Annotated in this window: 14 protein-coding genes; 11 read left to right on the top strand and 3 right to left on the bottom strand. The window is 70.5% G+C overall.

The annotated features are described in order from the left end of the window. Positions 1-27 precede the first annotated feature (27 nt). The 5 genes from KDK82_RS19110 to KDK82_RS19090 are packed head-to-tail and all read left to right on the top strand — an operon-like array spanning position 28 to position 5,194. Positions 28-1,047 (top strand): tripartite tricarboxylate transporter substrate binding protein, encoded by a 1,020-nt coding sequence (locus KDK82_RS19110; RefSeq protein ID WP_016451976.1) that lies wholly within the window; start codon positions 28-30, stop codon positions 1,045-1,047. Between the two features lie 10 nt (positions 1,048-1,057). Then, on the top strand, positions 1,058-3,166 hold the full coding sequence (locus KDK82_RS19105; RefSeq protein WP_088165911.1) for an acetate--CoA ligase family protein: 2,109 nt from the start codon (positions 1,058-1,060) through the stop codon (positions 3,164-3,166). Then, positions 3,163-4,524 carry an acetyl/propionyl/methylcrotonyl-CoA carboxylase subunit alpha gene (locus KDK82_RS19100; RefSeq protein ID WP_088165910.1) on the top strand — a complete coding sequence of 454 codons (1,362 nt, stop codon included), beginning with the start codon at positions 3,163-3,165 and terminating at the stop codon, positions 4,522-4,524. Before KDK82_RS19105 ends, KDK82_RS19100 begins: the two co-directional genes overlap by 4 nt. A gap of 11 nt (positions 4,525-4,535) precedes the next feature. After that, complete coding sequence (locus KDK82_RS19095) at positions 4,536-4,760, top strand: acetyl-CoA carboxylase biotin carboxyl carrier protein subunit (RefSeq protein ID WP_012203026.1); 225 nt, start codon at positions 4,536-4,538, stop codon at positions 4,758-4,760. Next, entirely contained in the window at positions 4,757-5,194 is a 438-nt protein-coding gene (locus KDK82_RS19090; RefSeq protein WP_088165909.1) for a PaaI family thioesterase, read from the top strand. Before KDK82_RS19095 ends, KDK82_RS19090 begins: the two co-directional genes overlap by 4 nt. A 7-nt stretch (positions 5,195-5,201) precedes the next feature. Here KDK82_RS19090 and KDK82_RS19085 read toward each other — a convergent pair whose 3' ends face one another. From KDK82_RS19085 to KDK82_RS19075, 3 genes are read right to left on the bottom strand one after another with little or no spacing between them, the layout of a single operon-like run. Then, the gene (locus KDK82_RS19085; protein WP_016446659.1) at positions 5,202-5,630 is read right to left on the bottom strand and encodes a hypothetical protein; all 429 of its coding nucleotides are present in this window, start codon (positions 5,628-5,630) and stop codon (positions 5,202-5,204) included. A 35-nt stretch (positions 5,631-5,665) separates the two neighbouring features. Beyond that, the gene (locus tag KDK82_RS19080) at positions 5,666-7,060 is read right to left on the bottom strand and encodes a heavy metal sensor histidine kinase (RefSeq protein WP_012203023.1); all 1,395 of its coding nucleotides are present in this window, start codon (positions 7,058-7,060) and stop codon (positions 5,666-5,668) included. Further along, positions 7,057-7,746, bottom strand: a complete 690-nt coding sequence (locus KDK82_RS19075; protein WP_179217941.1) for a heavy metal response regulator transcription factor — start codon at positions 7,744-7,746, stop codon at positions 7,057-7,059. Before KDK82_RS19075 ends, KDK82_RS19080 begins: the two co-directional genes overlap by 4 nt. A 164-nt stretch (positions 7,747-7,910) precedes the next feature. Here KDK82_RS19075 and KDK82_RS19070 point away from each other — a divergent pair, with 164 nt between their 5' ends. The 6 genes from KDK82_RS19070 to KDK82_RS19045 all read left to right on the top strand — a co-directional run bounded on the left by KDK82_RS19070 (position 7,911) and on the right by KDK82_RS19045 (position 16,923). Further along, complete coding sequence (locus KDK82_RS19070) at positions 7,911-8,315, top strand: hypothetical protein (RefSeq protein WP_063328026.1); 405 nt, start codon at positions 7,911-7,913, stop codon at positions 8,313-8,315. Between the two features lie 167 nt (positions 8,316-8,482). Beyond that, the gene (locus tag KDK82_RS19065; RefSeq protein ID WP_088165907.1) at positions 8,483-9,817 is read left to right on the top strand and encodes a TolC family protein; all 1,335 of its coding nucleotides are present in this window, start codon (positions 8,483-8,485) and stop codon (positions 9,815-9,817) included. A gap of 30 nt (positions 9,818-9,847) precedes the next feature. Further along, a complete protein-coding gene (locus KDK82_RS19060) occupies positions 9,848-11,236 on the top strand; it encodes an efflux RND transporter periplasmic adaptor subunit (protein WP_088165906.1) in 1,389 nt (462 codons plus the stop codon). Between the two features lie 23 nt (positions 11,237-11,259). Continuing rightward, the gene (locus KDK82_RS19055; RefSeq protein WP_088165905.1) at positions 11,260-14,433 is read left to right on the top strand and encodes a CusA/CzcA family heavy metal efflux RND transporter; all 3,174 of its coding nucleotides are present in this window, start codon (positions 11,260-11,262) and stop codon (positions 14,431-14,433) included. Positions 14,434-14,650: 217 nt separating this feature from the next. Further along, positions 14,651-16,174 carry a cytosine permease gene (locus KDK82_RS19050; RefSeq protein ID WP_088165904.1) on the top strand — a complete coding sequence of 508 codons (1,524 nt, stop codon included), beginning with the start codon at positions 14,651-14,653 and terminating at the stop codon, positions 16,172-16,174. After that, positions 16,171-16,923, top strand: coding sequence for a carbon-nitrogen hydrolase family protein (locus KDK82_RS19045; RefSeq protein WP_088165903.1), 753 nt, complete (start codon positions 16,171-16,173; stop codon positions 16,921-16,923). Before KDK82_RS19050 ends, KDK82_RS19045 begins: the two co-directional genes overlap by 4 nt. Positions 16,924-16,965 lie beyond the last annotated feature (42 nt).

Genomic DNA, 16,965 nt, shown 5'->3' with positions numbered 1-16,965 from the left:
GCATAAAAAACCCAAGGAGACAAAGCAATGGCAACCAGACAACCGCGCGCGCCCTCGCGCCGCACCGCCCTGGCCCTGTGCCTGGCGCCGTGCCTGACCATCTGCGCCGCGACGGCGGCCCAGGCCCAGGCCCCCCAGGAGGACAAGTGGCCCACGCGCCCCGTGCGCATCGTGGTCGGCTTTCCTGCAGGCTCGTTCACCGACACCATTGCACGCGCGCTGTCCGAGCCGCTGAGCAAGTCGCTGGGCCAGCCCGTGGTGGTGGAGAACAAGCCCGGCGCCAACGGCGCCATCGGCGTGGGCGAGGTGGCGCGCGCCGCGCCCGACGGCTACACCCTGCTGGTCACCAACTCCAGCAGCATCACCATCAACCCCCAGATCTACAAGAAGATCACCTACCGCGCCAAGGACTTCGCGCCCATCACCATGGTGCTGGATGCGCCCTTCATTCTCACCGTCAACCCCGAGTGGGCGCAGAAGCACCAGATCCGCTCGGCCAAGGATGTGATCGCCTTCGCCAAGGGCCATCCCGACAAGCTCAGCTACGGCTCTGCCGGCCCCGGCAACATCGCCCACCTGGCCTATGCGGCCTGGAGCAACCGCACGGGCGTGAAGACCACGCATGTGCCCTACAAGAGCGCATCGCAGGCGCAGATGGCCGTGCTCAGCGGCGAGCTGGACACGCAGTTCGACACCTGGAGCGCGCTGCCCCACATCGCCAGCGGCAAGCTCGTGGCGCTGGCCGTCACCGCGCCCCGGCGCATGCAGCAGTTGCCCGAGGTGCCCACCATGGCCGAGGCCGGCTATGCCGATTTCGACGTCACCTTCTGGGCCGGCCTGCTGGCGCCCGCGGGCACGCCGCCGGCCATCGTCAACCGGCTCTACGAGGCCTCCAGGGGCGTGCTGCAGGACGCACGCATCCGCGCCGTGCTCAGCAGCCAGGGCGAGCCCGTGATGATGCCGCCCGCGCCGTTCGGCCAGCGCATCGCCAAGGAAGTGGCCGACTGGGGGCAAGTGATCCAGCGCGAAGCACTTTCCCTGGATTGATGAGGTACGCATGTCACTGTTGCAAGCACTAAACCCCCGCTCCGTCGCCATCCTTGGCGCCTCCGACAACCCCATCAAGGCCGGTGGCCGGCCCATCGACTACCTGCGGCGCCATGGTTTCGCAGGCCGCATCCTGCCCGTCAATCCCAAGCGCGCCGAGGTCCAGGGCCTGGCCGCCTACCCCTCGCTGCGCGCGCTGCCCGAGGCGCCCGACGCCGTGGTCATCAGCCTGCCCGGCGAGGACGTGGCCGCCGCCATCGACGACTGCGTGGCCGTGGGCGCGCGCCTGGCCGTGATCTATTCGTCCGGCTTTGCGGAGCTGGGCGAGGAGGGTCGCCGGCAGCAGGCCGACCTGGTGACGCGGGCGCGCCGGGCGCCAGGCGGCGGGCTGCGCCTGTTCGGCCCCAATTGCCAGGGCGTGGCCAACTTCGCCACGGGCGCCATCCTCAACTTCTCGACCATGATCAACGAGAACGCGCCGGCCGACGGCCCCGTGGCCATCGTCAGCCAGAGCGGTGCGGGCGCGGCCATTCTCTACGGCGGACTGCGCCGCGCGGGCATCGGCGTGCGCTACATGCTGTCCACGGGCAACGAGGCCGATATCTGCGCAGCCGAGGCCGTGCGCGCCGTGGTCGAGGACGAAGGCATCCGCCTGGTCGTGCTCTACATCGAGACGCTCAGGCAAAGCGCCTGGCTGGCCGAGGCCGCGCGCCTGGCGCATGCGCGCGGCATCACCATCCTGGCCGTGAAGGCCGGCCGCACGCGCGCAGGCCAGGCCACGGCCAGCTCGCACACGGGCGCGCTGGCGGCCGAGGACGCGCTGGCCGATGCCTTCCTGCGCCAGCACGGCATACCGCGCCTGGCCGACTTCCGCGAGCTGATCGACTACGCGCCGCTGTTCCTGTCCCAGCCCGCGCCGCGCGGTCGTCGCGTGGTCAGCATCAGCAATTCGGGCGCCACCTGCGTGCTGTCGGCCGACGCGGCCGAGGAATACGGCCTGGCCCTGGAGCCGTTCGATGCCGCCACGCTGGACGGCCTGTCCCAGGCCCTGCCGTCCTATGTCACGGCGCGCAACCCCATCGACATGACCACGGCCCTGCTGGGCAGGCCGCAGACCTTTGGCGACACGCTGCGGGCCTTGTCGGGCAGCGGTGCGGCGGACCTCGTTCACGTGGGCTTCCCGATCGGCGGCGAGGGCTATGACTTTGCCGACTTCGCGGGCCAGGCCAGCCGCTTTGCGCGCGACACCGGCGTGCCCATTGCGGTCAGCGTCAACCAGGACTGGGTGGCCCAGGCCTTCCAGGACCAGGGCGTGCCCACCTTCTGGAGCGAACGCGCCGCCATGCGCGGCCTGGCGCTGCTGGCCGAGCAGGCCGGTGGCAGGCAGGCACAGGCGCCGTCTGCCGAGGCATCGGTGCCGGTGGCGGCCTCCCGCTCCCTCACGCTTGACGAGCCCTCCAGCCTGTCCGAACTCGCCCGCGCCGGCCTGCCGGTGATGCGCCATCTGGTCTGCAGTAGCGAGGACGAGGTGCGCGCCGCCATCGAGTCCCTGCCACGGCCCCTGGTGGCCAAGGGCGTGTCCGCCGATCTCTCGCACAAGTCCGAGCATGGCCTGGTGCGGCTCAACATCCGCGAAGCCGGCCAGGCGCTGGCGGCCTTCGGTGATTTCTCGGCCACGCTGGCCCGCCTGGGCGTGGCCGATGGCGGCCTGCTGCTGGGAGCCCAGCACAAGGCCGACTTCGAGCTGGCGCTGGGTGCCCATGTCGATGCCGAATTCGGCGTGGTGGTCATGGTCGGCCAGGGCGGCGTGCTGGTAGAGGCGCTCAGGGACGTGCAATTCCTCGTGGCCCCCTTCAGTGCGCAGCAGGCGCTGGATGCCCTTGCGCGCCTGTCCATCGCCCCGGTCTTTGCGGCCGTGCGCGGCATGCCGGCCGTTGAGCTGGACGCCGTGGCCGCCATGATGGTGCGGCTGGGCGACTGGATGATGGCCCAGGGCGGGCGCGTGCAGTCGGTCGATGCCAATCCCGTGCTCGTGGCGCGCGGCGCGCAGGCGCCGGTCATCGTCGATGCGGTGGTGGCCGTGGCCGCCGCGCCAGCGGTCTCCTCGGAGGCGGCATGAGCGGCGCCCCGCACCCCATCCGCCGCGTGCTGGTCGCCAACCGGGGCGCCGTGGCCGCGCGCGTGATCCGCACGCTGCGGCGCATGGGCCTTGAATCCGTGGCCGTGTACTCCGAGGCCGATGCCGGCCTGCCCTATGTGCGCGCGGCCGACCAGGCCGTGTGCATAGGCCCTGCGCCCGCCGCGCAAAGCTATCTGGACCAGGCGCGGCTGCTGCAGGTGGCGCGCGAGACGGGGGCCGATGCCGTGCACCCGGGCTACGGCTTTCTCTCCGAGAACGCGGAGTTCGCCGAGGCCGTGCAGCGCCAGGGCCTGTGCTTCATCGGCCCCTCGCCGCACTGGATACGCACGCTGGGCCACAAGACCCAGGCGCGGGCCTTCATGGCCGCCCAGGGCATGCCGCAGGCGGCCAGCTCGGCCGTGCTGCACAGCGTGCAGGAGGCGCAGGCGGAGGCGGCGCGCATCGGCTTTCCCGTGCTGGTCAAACCCGCAGGCGGGGGCGGCGGCATCGGCATGCTGCCCGCGCACGATGCACCGCAGCTGGAGGGCGCCTGGTCCAAGGCCAGCGGCATTGCCGCCAAGTACTTCGGCACGGCCGAGCTGTACCTGGAAAAGCTGATCGAGGCGCCGCGCCACATCGAGTTCCAGGTGCTGGCCGACCGCCATGGCGAGGTGCGCGTGCTGTTCGAGCGCGACTGCTCGGTGCAGCGCCGCCACCAGAAGGTGGTGGAAGAGGCCCGCCCCGCAGGCATTCCCGCGCAGGCCCTGGCCGACATGCGGCAACTGCTGGCCGGCCTGCTGGCGCGCACGGGCTATGACGTGATCGGCACCGTGGAGATGCTCTACACGCCGCAGCACGGCTTTGTCTTCCTGGAGATGAACACGCGGCTGCAGGTCGAGCATGCGGTGACCGAGGAGATCACGGGCATCGACATCGTCGAGGCCCAGATCCGCCTGGCCGCCGGCGAGCGCATGCGGGAGGTGCTGCCCGCCGAGCCCGTGGCCAGCGGCCATGCCATCGAGGCGCGCATCTATGCCGAAGACCCCGTGCGCTTCCTGCCCTCGCCGGGGCGCCTGGACCGCTTCGAGATGCCCCAGGGCGAAGGCCTGCGCGTGGAGACCGGCTATGCCCAGGGCTGCAGCGTCACGCCCTTCTACGACCCCATGGTCGCCAAGCTCGTGGCCCATGGCAGCGACCGCGCCCAGGCCATCGCACGGCTGCGCCAGGCACTGGCGCAGACCCGCATCGAGGGCGTGAAGACCAACATCCCCTTCATCGAACGCATCCTGGGCCACGCCGATTTCCTGGACCTGCGCATCGACACCGGCATCGCCCAGCGCGTGCTGGCCAACCTTTGAAAGCCCTACCCATGACCACCACCCCGAACATGATCACAAGCCCCATCGCCGGCCTCGTGGCCGCTGTGGAAGCCGCCGAAGGCGGCACCGTCGCCCTGGGCGACACCCTCATCATCGTGGAGTCCATGAAGATGGAGATTCCCGTGGAAAGCGAGGTGGCAGGCGTCGTGCGCCGCATGCTCGTGGCCGTGGGCGAGCCGGTGGCCGAAGGCCAGGCGATTGCGGAGATCGGATGAACGCCGTTGGAATTTCCACCGCCCCGGACCTGGAGGCCGCCGCGCTGGCGCGCGGCTACTTCGGCATCGACGTGCCCTTCATGTCCCATATCGGCCTGGAGCCCGTGAGCCTGGCGCCCGGCCTGGCGCGCACGCGGCTGCCCATGCGCCCGCACCTGGCCAACAGCCGGGGGCATGGCCATGGCGGCGCGCTGATGAGCGCGCTGGACTTCACGCTGAGCGCGGCCGCGCGCTCGTCCAACCCGCTGGGGCTGGGCGTGGTGACCATCGAGATGAGCACGCATTTCCTCGCCTCGGCCACCACCGACCTGCTGATCGAGGCCCGCGTGCTGCGCGCAGGCGCGCGCACCGTGTTCTGCGAGGGCGATGTGCTGGACAGCGCGGGCCAGGTCGTGTGCACGGCGCGGGCCGTGTTCAAGCTGATCGCGCTGTAGCCTGGCTTCAGGCGCCGTCGCCTTCGGGCGCCGGCGGCAGCAGGTGCTGCCCGATCTGCTGCCAGGCCTTGGCCGCGTCATGCTGGCCGCCGAACATGTGGCAGCTGGCGGCCGTCATGGCCAGGCGGCCGTTTTCGGGTTCCAGGTCGAACGCCAGCTCGCATTGCGCGGCGGCGTTGCGCCACATCACCACGGCGTCTGGCGATTCTTCCTTTTGCAGCGCATGGGCTTCGGCCATCCAGGCCTGGGCCAGACGAAACGCGCCCTCGGCCTGATCGGGGTCGGCCTTGTGGGCCAGATAGAAATGCTTGCCGGCCTGCTGCCACAGCGCCCGGGCCTGGGCGAAATCCTGGGTGGCGGCCCGCTGCGCCTGGGCCACCAGGGCATTGCCTTCGGCCAGCAGCGTTGCGTAGGAGGAGGGGGCGTCTTGCGTCATGGGGCGCCATTGTGCCGCCGCTCCGGTGCCTGTGTTCAGGCCGGGGAATCGCGCGGCGGGCTCGGGCTGTCGGGCAGTTCCAGGCCGATGCGCGTGAAGCCGCCCTCGGACTCGGCAAAGCAGCGCCCGCCGTGCATGCGCGCGATGGCGGCCACGATGGCCAGGCCCAGGCCATGGTTGCGGTCGGCCTGGCTGCGCGCGGCGTCGGCGCGGTAGAAGCGGTCGAACAGGCGCGGCAGGTCGGCGGGGGCTATGGTCGGGCCCCGGTTGAGCACCGCCAGCGCCACATCACCGGCGCCACCGTGGTGGGCACAGGGCCGAGCGCCTATCTGCACGGTGATGGTGGAGCCGCGCTGTGCATAGCGTGTGGCATTGCCCAGCAGGTTGGACAGCGCCCGGCGCAGCAGCCGCGCATCGACCTCGGCGGCCGCGTCGCCCTGGACGACGACCTGCAGGTCGGCCTCCTGCAGCGCGGCCTCGTGGAAGTCGATGACCTCGTGGGCCAGCGCGGCCAGGCTGGCCCAGGGCGCCAGGCGCGCGCCCTGGCCCCGGTCGGCCTGCGAGAGAAACAGCATGTCGGCCACGATGCCGGCCATGCGCCGCAGGTCTTCCAGGTTGGAGGCCAGCACCTCGCGCAGCTCGGCCTCGCTGCGCGGCTTGCGCAGGGCCAGCTCGCAGCTGCTGATCAGCGTGGTCAGCGGCGTGTTCAGCTCATGGGCCACGTCGGCGTTGAAGGCCTCCATCTGCCGGTAGGCCACGGCCAGCCGTTCCAGCAGGGCGTTGAATTGCGCGATCAGCGGGCGCAACTCCTGCGGCTGTCCGCTGTCGTCCAGGCGCCGCTGCAGGTCCTGGGCGGACAGCTTGCGCGTCTGCTCGGTCAGTTCGCGCAGCGGCGCCAGGCCCAGGCGCACCAGCCAGATGCCGGTCAACGACACCAGCAGTGCGCCGCCCACGGCGGCCAGCGCCAGCGTCCAGGCCAGCAGGGACAGCTGCCGGTCATCGTCGGCGCGGTCCAGGGTGAGCTGGGCCTGTGCATGCTGGCCACTGTCGGCCAGCACCACCTCGAAGCTGCGCTGCAGCGTGCGGCCCGGCGTCTTGGGAATGCGCAGGCGCTCGTAGATCACGCGGCCCTGCAGGTCGGTGATGCGCAGCGACATCTCGTCCAGGCCCGTGAGAAAGTCGTCCAGCATGTGGGCCAGACCGGCCTCGTTGTGGGCGCTGCGGCTTTCCGTCATCAGGTGCAGCACGGCCTGCTGCTTGAGGTCCAGCGTCTCGTGCTGGTGCTGCTCCAGCGTCATCGATGCCACCCCGTAGACGGCCGCGCACACCAGGCCCAGGCCCAGCATGGTCTGCAGCGCCAGCCAGCGCGACAGGCGCCGGCCCAGGTGGGGAATGTCGGCGGCGGGAGGTGCGGCAGGGGCGGCGCTCACGGTGCGCGCGACTCCAGCACATAGCCCATGCCGCGCACCGTGTGCAGCAGCGGCTGCTCGAAGGGCTGGTCCAGCTTCAGGCGCAGGCGGCGCACGGCGACCTCGACCACATTGGTCTCGCTGTCGAAGTTCATGTCCCAGACCTGGGAGGCCAGCTCGGTGCGCGACAGCACCTCGCCCTGGCGGCGCAGCAGCAGGCTCAGCAGGTTGAATTCCTTGGCCGTGAGGTCCAGGCGCTGGCCGGCGCGCGTGGCGCGTCGGCGGATCAGGTCCAGCTCCAGGTCGGCCATGCGCAGCATGGTGGCCTCGGCCGCCGGATGCGCCGTGCCGACACTGCGGCGCAGCAGCACATGCATGCGCGCCACCAGTTCGGAGAAGGCAAAGGGCTTGACCAGGTAGTCGTCGGCGCCGCCCTGCAGGCCGCGCACGCGGTCCTCCACCTGGCCACGCGCCGTCAGCATCAGCACCGGTGTCTGGCGCGACTGGCGCAGCGCCGCCAGCACGGCCAGGCCGTCGATGCCGGGCAGCATGCCGTCGAGCACGATGAGGTCGTAGGCCAGCTCGGTGGCCAGGTGCAGGCCGTCGATGCCGTCGTGCACGACATCGACCACGAACCCCTCCTCGGTCAGGCCCTTGCGGAGGTAGTCGGCCAGCTTGATTTCGTCTTCGATGACCAGGACTTTCATGCCGAGCATTGTCGGGGAAGGGCATGGTTTGCCAAGATGACAAATTTGTCATGTGCCCGACAGCCACAGGTCGCCGCACGGCCCTAGACTCGCCGGCTTGGGGGAGTCGTGGTTGTGGGCAAACGCCATGCACGACAATCCCCACCTGCCCCATGCCCTCCTCCATGACCCGGCCCCGTCTCGCTGCCCTCGCCGTCCTCGTGATCGCGCTGCTGTTCCAGTGGAGCTGGATGGCGGCCGCTGCACTGTGCCGGCACGACGGGCATGAGACCCGGCACTTCGGCCACCATGTCCACGGCGTGAGCCTGCATGGCATGGGCGCCGAGCGCCATGCCAACGCAGATCCGGGCGCTGGCGCCGAACCGGGGCAACCGGCAAAGAAGGCGGACCAGGGCCAGCCGTCGTCGCTCAGTGTCGATTGCTCCATGTGCCATGCCTGGGTGGCCGTCGCCACCCACTACGCCAAGGCCGCGCCGGTGGCGCCTCCCCCCATGCCATTCGCCGAGCCGCTGCGCCGCCATGCCTCGGCCGTGCTGCTGCGCCCCGATCGGCCCCGCTGGCAGGGCTGACGCCCCCTGCAGCCGCCGGCCGGGCATGGCCCTGTTTCTGCCCCGGACCGGCATTCCCCTGAAATCCCCTCGCGCTCAGCGGCCATGGGCCGTGCGCGCCCGCCGCAGCGGCCTGACCGGCTGATGAACGATCAGGCCTGACCTGCGCGCGGGCAAGGAGTCCGTGTATGTCTTTCCCTTCGTCCTTTCCGTCGAGGACGGCTTCCCACGCCCCATGGAGCGCCTGGCCCGGGCCGCGCGCCCTGCTGGTGATGGCCGTGCTGACCGCTTGCGGCGCCGTGCAGGCGGGCGAGCCTGCCGATGCGGCTGCGCCATCTGCAGCCGCTGTTTCCGAGTCCACACCGGCCGGCCCGCCGCTGGATCTGCAGCAGGCCCTGTCCCTGGCGCTGGACGGCAACCCCGGCCTGCGTGCGGCCCGCCGTGCGCTGGAGGCCAGCGATGGCGCCGTGCTGCAAAGCCGTGCCCGGCCCAACCCCGAGCTGGCCTGGTCGCAGGAGGACACGCGCCGCAGCACCCGCACGCTGACCGTGCAGCTGAACCAGACCCTGGAAGTGGGCGGCAAGCGCGAGGCCCGCATGCGCGTGGCCGAGCGCGGTCGCGACCTGGCGCAGGCCGAGCTGGCGGGGGCCGAGGCTGCGCTGCGCGCCGACGTGGGCACGGCCTTCTTCGGCGTGCTGGCTGCGCAGCAGCGCGTGGTCCTGGCCGGGCAGACGCTGGAGATCGCCAGCAGCGCGCGCGAGGCCGCAGCCCGCCGCGTGGCGGCCGGCAAGGTGGCGCCGCTGGAGGAAACCCGGGCCCGCGTGGCCGAATCCGGCGCCCGCCTGGAGCAGGCCAAGGCCCGCTCGGGCCTGCGCGTGGCGCGCGGCCAGCTGCAGGCGCTGTGGGGCGAGCGAGTGCGCCCCTTCGGCCAGGCCGAGGGCGCGGTGGACGCCCTGCCCCAGCTGCCTGAGCTGGCAGCCCTGCAGCAACGCATCGAACAGGCGCCCGCCGTGCTGCGTGCGCGCCAGGCGCTGGAGCAAAGCCGCGCCACGGCCGACCTGGAGCGTGCGCGGCGCCTGCCCGATCCCACCGTCAGCCTGGGCGTCAAGCGCGCCACCGAGGTCGGGCGCAACCAGCTCGTGGTCGGCGTCTCCGTGCCCCTGCCCGTGCTCGACAGCAACCGGGGCAACCAGCTGCAGGCCCTGCGCCTGGCCGACCAGGCCGAGGAGCAATTGCTGGCCACGCGCGTTCAGCTGCAGGCCCAGCTGTTCGAGGCGCGCGAGCTGCTGCAGTCCAGCCGGGAGCAGGCACGGCAACTGGCCGACGAGGTGCTGCCCACGGCGCGCACGGCCTACGAGCTGGCCTCGCGCGGCTTTGCGCTGGGCAAGTTCGGCTACCTCGATGTGCTGGACGCACAACGCACCTGGTCCGAGGCGCGCAGCCAGTACCTGGACCAGCTGCTGGCCACCCACCGCGCCGCCGCCGACATCGACCGCCTGCTGGGCACCGAATCCGGCCTCTGATTCCGATAGCAACCTGATTGCATCCAGACCATGAACACCAAGCCCTCCTCCTCCCCCCTCGGACCGCGCCGCACCCTCGTGGCCATTGCCGTCATCCTGGCCCTGGGCGCGCTGGCCGCCACGCTGATCCTGCGCAGCGGCACGCCAGGCGCTGCCAAGGCCGACAGCCATGGCCACGGCCACAGCGAGGCCGCAGGCCATGCCGATGGCGAGCACCACGGCGCCGCCGCAGCCGCAGCCGATGGCCACAAGCACGACGAAGGCCATGCCGACGATGAACACCATGAAGACTCCAAGGCGGAAAAAGCCGAGGCCAAGCCTGCCGCCCAACCTGCGGCCCAACCTGCCGCCAAGCCGGCTGCAGAAGCCGGCCATGGCGACGAAGAAGGCCTGATCGCCATGGACGCGCAGCGCATGCAGGCGGCCGGCGTGCGCCTGGCCGAGGCCGGCCCGGCCACCGTGCGTTCCGTGCTGCAGCTGCCCGGGGAGATCCGCTTCAACGAAGACCGCACGGCCCACGTCGTGCCGCGCGTGGCCGGCATTGCCGAGAGCGTTCCCGCAAACCTGGGCCAGAACGTGAAGAAGGGCCAGCTGCTGGCCGTGCTCAGCAGCGCCGCCGTATCCGAGCAGCGCAGCGAACTGCTGGCCGCCAGCAAGCGCCTGGAGCTGGCCCGCACCACCTACGCACGTGAAAAGCAGCTGTGGGAGGAAAAGGTCTCGGCCGAGCAGGACTACCTGCAGGCGCGCCAGGCGCTGCGCGAGGCCGAGATCGCCGTCTCCAACGCCCAGCAGAAGCTGGCCGCCACGGGCGCCGGTGCCGGCGGTGGTGCGGGCGGGCTCAACCGCTTCGAGCTGCGCGCGCCGTTTGACGGCGTGATCGTGGAAAAGCACCTGTCCGTGGGCGAGGCCGTGCAGGACACCACCCAGGTCTTCACCATCTCCGACCTGCGCAGCGTCTGGGCCGAGATGCGCGTGGCCGCGCCCGACCTGCCCGCCGTGCGCGTGGGCGAGAAGGCCACGGTGCGCGCCACGGCCTTCGACTCCTCGGCCACGGGCGAGGTGGCCTATGTGGGCGCACTGATCGGCCAGGACACGCGCACGGCCCCCGCGCGCATCACCCTGCCCAACCCCGACGGCGTGTGGCGCCCGGGCCTGTTCGTGAATGTGGAGCTGACGGCATCGTCCCGGCAGGCGCCGCTGGCCGTGGCCACGCAGGCACTGCAGAAGATGGAGCAGCAGACCGTGGTCTTCGTGCCCGTGCAGGGGGGATTTCGCGCCCAGCCGGTGCGCGTGGGCCGCGCCGACGGCAACACCACCGAGGTGCTGGAAGGCCTGAAACCCGGCCAATCCTACGTGGCCGAGGGCAGTTTCATGCTCAAGGCCGAGCTGGGCAAGGCCACGGCCGAGCACTCCCATTGATGCGGGCATGAACGGAGAACTCCATGTTTGAACGCATCATCCGATTTGCCATAGAGCAGCGCTGGCTGGTCCTGCTGGCCGTGCTGGCCATGGCGGGCCTGGGCATCTACAACTACCAGCGCCTGCCCATCGACGCCGTGCCCGACATCACCAATGTCCAGGTGCAGATCAACACCCAGGCCAGCGGCTACTCGCCGCTGGAGACTGAGCAGCGCGTCACCTATCCCATAGAGACGGTGATGGCCGGCCTGCCCCACCTGGAGCAGACGCGCTCGCTGTCGCGCTACGGCCTGTCCCAGGTCACCGTGGTGTTCAAGGACGGCACGGACATCTACTTTGCACGGCAACTGGTGGGCGAGCGCATACAGCAGGCGCGCGACAGCCTGCCTGCCGGCATCACGCCCACGCTGGGCCCCATCTCCACGGGCCTGGGCGAGATCTACCTGTGGACCGTGGAAGCCGAGGACGATGCGAAAAAGCCCGACGGCACGCCCTACACGCCCATGGACCTGCGCGAGATCCAGGACTGGGTCATCAAGCCGCAGCTGCGCAACGTGCCTGGCGTCACAGAGATCAACTCCATCGGCGGCTACGCCAAGGAGTACCTGGTGGCGCCCGCGCCCGAGAAGCTGGCGGCCTACGGCTTCACGCTGGCCGACATCGTCACCGCCCTGCAGCGCAACAACAGCAACGTGGGTGCGGGCTATATCGAGCGCCAGGGCGAGCAGTACCTGATCCGCGCGCCGGGCCAGGTCGGCGGCATCGCCGACATCCGCGAGGTCATCGTGGGCTCGGCCCAGGGCCAGCCCATCCGCATCCGCGACCTGGCCGAGGTCGGCCTGGGGCAGGAGCTGCGCACGGGCGCGGCCACCGACAACGGCCGCGAGGTGGTGCTGGGCACGGTGTTCATGCTGATCGGCGAGAACAGCCGCACCGTCTCGCGCGCCGTGGACCAGCGCATGGCCGAGATCAACCGGGGCCTGCCCCCGGGCGTCAAGGCCATCACCGTCTACGACCGCACGAACCTGGTGGACAAAGCCATCGCCACGGTCAAGAAGAACCTGGTGGAGGGCGCAGCCCTGGTGGTGGTCATCCTCTTCCTGTTCCTGGGCAACCTGCGCGCGGCGCTGATCACGGCGCTGATCATCCCGCTGTCCATGCTGTTCACCTTCACGGGCATGGTGCACTACAAGGTCAGCGCCAACCTCATGAGCCTGGGGGCACTGGACTTCGGCATCATCATCGACGGCGCCGTGGTCATCGTGGAGAACTGCGTGCGCCGCCTGGCACATGCGCAGGAGGCGCGAGGACGGTCGCTGACGCGCAGCGAGCGCTTCCATGAAGTCTTCGCCGCCGCGAAGGAAGCGCGCCGCCCGCTGCTGTTCGGCCAGCTCATCATCATGGTGGTCTACCTGCCCATCTTCGCGCTCACGGGCGTGGAGGGGAAGATGTTCCATCCCATGGCGCTCACGGTGGTCATTGCGCTGGCCGGCGCCATGCTGCTGTCCATCACCTTCATCCCGGCGGCGATTGCGCTGTTCATGGGCGACAAGGTGGCCGAGAAGGAAAACCGCCTCATGGGCTGGGCGCGCCGCGCCTATGCGCCCGTGCTGGCGCGCGTCATGGCCGCGCCCGCCGTGGTGCTCACGGCCGCCGCCGTGGCCGTGGCGCTGAGCCTGCTGCTGGCCACGCGCCTGGGCAGCGAGTTCGCCCCTAACCTCAACGAGGGCGACTTCGCCATCCAGGCGCTGCGCATCCCGGGAACCAGCCTCACGCAGTCGCTGCAAATGCAGATGCAGATCGAGACGGCGCTCAAGAAGGAGTTCCCCGAGATCGACCGCGTGTTCGCGCGCACCGGCACGGCCGAGATCGCCTCCGACCCCATGCCGCCCAACATCTCCGACGGCTACATCATGCTGAAAGCCCGCAGCGAGTGGCCCGACCCGGCCCGCTCGCGCGAGGACCTGCTGGCCGCCGTGCAGGCGCTGGTGGACAGCATCCCCGGCAACAACTACGAGTTCTCCCAGCCGATCCAGCTGCGCTTCAACGAGCTGATCTCGGGCGTGCGCAGCGACGTGGCCGTGAAGATCTTCGGCGACGACATGGCCGTGCTGGAGAAAAGCGCCCAGACCGTGGCCGGCATGCTGCAGCAGATCGCGGGCGCCTCCGAGGTCAAGGTCGAGCAGACCACGGGCCTGCCCATGCTCACCGTGCAGATTGACCGCGAAAAGGCCTCGCGCTATGGCCTGAACATGGGCGATGTGCAGGACGCCATCAGCACCGCCATGGGCGGCACCGAGGCCGGCACGGTATTCCAGGGCGACCGGCGCTTCGACATCCAGGTGCGCCTGCCGGACGCCGTGCGCAACGACCTGCAGGTCCTGAGCCGGCTGCCCATCGCGCTGCCGCGCGGCGCGGACGGGCGCATCGGCTTCGTGCCGCTGTCGGCCGTGGCCACGTTCGAGACCGCGCCCGGCCCCAACCAGGTCAGCCGCGAAGACGGCAAGCGCCGCATCGTGGTCAGCGCCAATGTGCGCGGGCGCGACATGGGCTCCTTCGTGGGCGAGGCACAGCAAAAGCTGCAAGGCCTCACGCTGCCGCCCGGCTACTGGACGCGCTGGGGCGGCACCTTCGAGAACCTGGAGTCGGCCACGCGCCGCCTGCAGATCGTCGTGCCCGTGGCCCTGCTGATGGTCTTCGTGCTGCTGTTCGCCATGTTCGGCAATGTGCGCGACGGGCTGGTGGTCTTCACGGGCATTCCGTTCGCGCTCACGGGCGGCATCCTGGCGCTGTGGCTGCGCGACATACCGCTGTCCATCTCGGCGGCGGTGGGCTTCATCGCGCTGTCGGGCGTGGCCGTGCTCAACGGCCTGGTCATGATCTCCTGGATCAGAACCTTGCGCGAACAGGGCGCCAGCGTGCCCGACGCCGTGACCGAGGGCGCGCTCACCCGGCTGCGCCCCGTGCTGATGACGGCCCTTGTCGCCTCGCTGGGCTTCGTGCCCATGGCCATTGCCACGGGCACGGGCGCCGAGGTGCAGCGGCCGCTGGCCACGGTGGTGATCGGCGGCATCCTGTCGTCCACGCTGCTGACCTTGCTGGTGCTGCCGCTGCTGTACCGGCTGGTGCACCGCAACGACCCGTCGGAAGCGGACGCCGCAGGCGCAGTGCCCACGGCATCGGCACCAGCCGCGTAGCACGCCACCCACGCCCCCATGCCGCCTGGCAGGCCCTGTGGCCGCCAGGCGGCGCGGGGCTTTTTCATGCCCGGCCGCCTCGGCACCAGGGGCTGGCCGGCTGGCCAAACATCTTTTCCAGTCGATGTGAACGTCGCGCATCAGGCATGGAGCGGCGGCAGGCTCCTGCCTAGAATTTGTCCCACAACAGCAAGGACAACGGGAGGGAGACAAGGCCATGAACAGCCCCGCCAGCGGACAGCACGGCCGTGCCCGCATCGCCGTGGAAAGCCGGTCCATCGACTGCATTCCCGACAGCGAGCGCCACGCGCGGCTCGCCGACCAGGGGCCGTTCTGGTTCCTGGGCAACTTCCACTTCTTCACGCTTTCCATCGGCTTCGTCGGCCCGTCACTGGGGCTTTCGGCGCCCTGGAGCGCCCTGGCCGGCACGCTGGGCATCATGTTCGGCACGCTGTTCATGGCGTTGCACGGCGCGCAGGGGCCGCAGCTGGGGCTGCCGCAGATGATCCAGTCGCGCGCGCAGTTCGGCTTTCGCGGCGTCACCCTGCCGCTGTGCGCCACGCTGCTGGTGTTCACGGGGTTCAACGTCGTCAACGTCTCTCTCATCATGCAGGGCATGCAGGCCGTGTTCGGCCTGCCGCCAGCGCCCACGGCCTGCGTGGCCGTGGCGGTAGGCGCCTTGCTGGCGGTCTGCGGCCACGATGTGATGCACAGGGCCTTCCGCTGCGCGCTGATGCTGGCACTGCCGCTGTATGCGCTGGCCACGCTGGCGTTGCTGGCAGGCATGGGCGAGCCCGCCTTGCACGTTCGGCCGGAGCCATTGCCAGGATTCGCATGGAGCGCCTTTGCCGCGCAGTTCACCATCGCGGCCAGCTACAACATCTCCTATGCGCCCTATGTCTCCGACTATTCGCGCTACCTGCCGCGCCATACCGCGCCCCGGCGCCTGATCGCGGCCATCTTCCTGGGCGCATCGCTGTCCGGGGCCTGGATGATCGGGCTGGGCGCGTGGATGGCGCAGCGGCTGCAGGCCGGCGACGCGCTGGCGGCGCTGGGACGGATCGGCACCGGCCTGTTCCCGGGCGCGGACCGGCTGCTGCCTGCCCTGGCCGTCGTGGCCTTCGTGCCCATCATCGCCCTCAACACCTACAGCGCGGCGCTGACCGTGCTCACGGCGGCGGATTCGCTGGGCGGCCTGCGCCCCACGCGCAGCGCACGCGGTGCACGCGAAGCACTCGGCACACTCGGTGCACGCATCGGCGCCATCGCCGCCATCAGCGCCACCATCCTCGCGTGCGTGCTGTCCATCCAGGGCAGCGGCGTGGCATTGCTGCACTCCTTCCTGGCGCTGCTGCTGTACTTCCTGGTGCCGTGGACGGCGGTCAACCTCGTGGACTACTTCCTGGTGCGCAAGGGCCGCTACGCCATCGCCGATTTCTTCACGCCACAGGGCATCTACGGCGCCTGGGGCTGGCGCGGCATCTGCGCCTATCTGGGCGGCTTTGCGGCCATGGTGCCCTTCTTCCACATCCACGACGCCACGGACGGCCATGCGGTCTTCATAGGCTGGGCTGCGCAGCGGCTGGGCGGCGTGGACTTCGCCTGGCTGCCGGGCATTCTCGTGGCCGGCGGCCTTTACTGGGTGCTGGCCCGCAACCTGGATCTGCAGGCCGAGGAGGCCGCCAGTTGCCAGTCTCGGCAGGACAGCCACCCTTTGCATCTCAAGGAGCGCACACCATGACGGAGCACCGCATCCGCATCATCCAGCCCCGTCTGCGCGACGGCGACATTGCCGGCAACCTGGCGATGACGCTGAAGACGATCAGGGCCAGCGCGGGGCAGGCCGACCTGCTGGTCTTTCCCGAAACCTGCATCAGCGGATTTCCCCGGCCGGACAACGTGGCGCAGCTGGCCGAGCCGCTGGATGGCCCCTCGGCCACTGCGCTGCGCGAAGCCGCGCGGCAAGCCGGCGTGGCCGTCGCCATCGGCCTGGCCGAAGCAGACCAGGGCCGCCACTTCAATGCCGGCCTGCTGATCGATGCCGATGGCCAGGTGCTGCTGCACTACCGCAAGACCATGCTCTACGACTCGGACCAAGGGGTCTTCGAGGCCGGGGATCGCCAGCCCGTCTGCACATGGCGCGGCCTGCGAGTGGGACTGCTGATCTGCTTCGACATCGAGTTTCCGGTACCGGCCCGCGCCCTGGGCGTGCAGGGCGTGGACCTGATCGTGCTGATGGACGGGATGATGCACCCCTACGGCCACATCCATCGCCACGCCGTGCCCGTGCGCGCCATGGACAACCAGTGCTACATCGCCATGGCCAACCGCGCCGGTCCCGGCGACAGCTACGCCTTCTGCGGTGAAAGCCAGTTCGCCGATCCCTTCGGCCAGACGCTGGCACGCATCGCGGGCGATGCCGAGGGCCTGCTGGACGTGCGTCTGGACCCTCTGGCGCCCGGCCGCGCGCGTGCGCAGTACCGGGGGTGACGAGCGCCGAGGCGCCGCAGTGTCTCGGTCATCGCGGTCATC

The sequence above is a fragment of the Delftia sp. K82 genome (assembly GCF_002193035.1).
Classification (GTDB): domain Bacteria; phylum Pseudomonadota; class Gammaproteobacteria; order Burkholderiales; family Burkholderiaceae_C; genus Comamonas; species Comamonas acidovorans.
Note: the sequence above shows the minus strand (reverse complement) of the source record. Positions and strands in the feature narration are given on the sequence as shown.

Bases quoted from the DNA above. Each gene is read 5' to 3' on its own strand.
- KDK82_RS19110 (WP_016451976.1), top strand. From the start codon at position 28: ATGGCAACCAGACAACCGCGCGCGCCCTCGCGCCGCACCGCCCTGGCC.
- KDK82_RS19105 (WP_088165911.1), top strand. From the start codon at position 1,058: ATGTCACTGTTGCAAGCACTAAACCCCCGCTCCGTCGCCATCCTTGGC.
- KDK82_RS19100 (WP_088165910.1), top strand. From the start codon at position 3,163: ATGAGCGGCGCCCCGCACCCCATCCGCCGCGTGCTGGTCGCCAACCGG.
- KDK82_RS19095 (WP_012203026.1), top strand. From the start codon at position 4,536: ATGACCACCACCCCGAACATGATCACAAGCCCCATCGCCGGCCTCGTG.
- KDK82_RS19090 (WP_088165909.1), top strand. From the start codon at position 4,757: ATGAACGCCGTTGGAATTTCCACCGCCCCGGACCTGGAGGCCGCCGCG.
- KDK82_RS19085 (WP_016446659.1), bottom strand. From the start codon at position 5,630: ATGACGCAAGACGCCCCCTCCTCCTACGCAACGCTGCTGGCCGAAGGC.
- KDK82_RS19075 (WP_179217941.1), bottom strand. From the start codon at position 7,746: ATGAAAGTCCTGGTCATCGAAGACGAAATCAAGCTGGCCGACTACCTC.
- KDK82_RS19070 (WP_063328026.1), top strand. From the start codon at position 7,911: ATGACCCGGCCCCGTCTCGCTGCCCTCGCCGTCCTCGTGATCGCGCTG.
- KDK82_RS19065 (WP_088165907.1), top strand. From the start codon at position 8,483: ATGTCTTTCCCTTCGTCCTTTCCGTCGAGGACGGCTTCCCACGCCCCA.
- KDK82_RS19060 (WP_088165906.1), top strand. From the start codon at position 9,848: ATGAACACCAAGCCCTCCTCCTCCCCCCTCGGACCGCGCCGCACCCTC.
- KDK82_RS19055 (WP_088165905.1), top strand. From the start codon at position 11,260: ATGTTTGAACGCATCATCCGATTTGCCATAGAGCAGCGCTGGCTGGTC.
- KDK82_RS19050 (WP_088165904.1), top strand. From the start codon at position 14,651: ATGAACAGCCCCGCCAGCGGACAGCACGGCCGTGCCCGCATCGCCGTG.
- KDK82_RS19045 (WP_088165903.1), top strand. From the start codon at position 16,171: ATGACGGAGCACCGCATCCGCATCATCCAGCCCCGTCTGCGCGACGGC.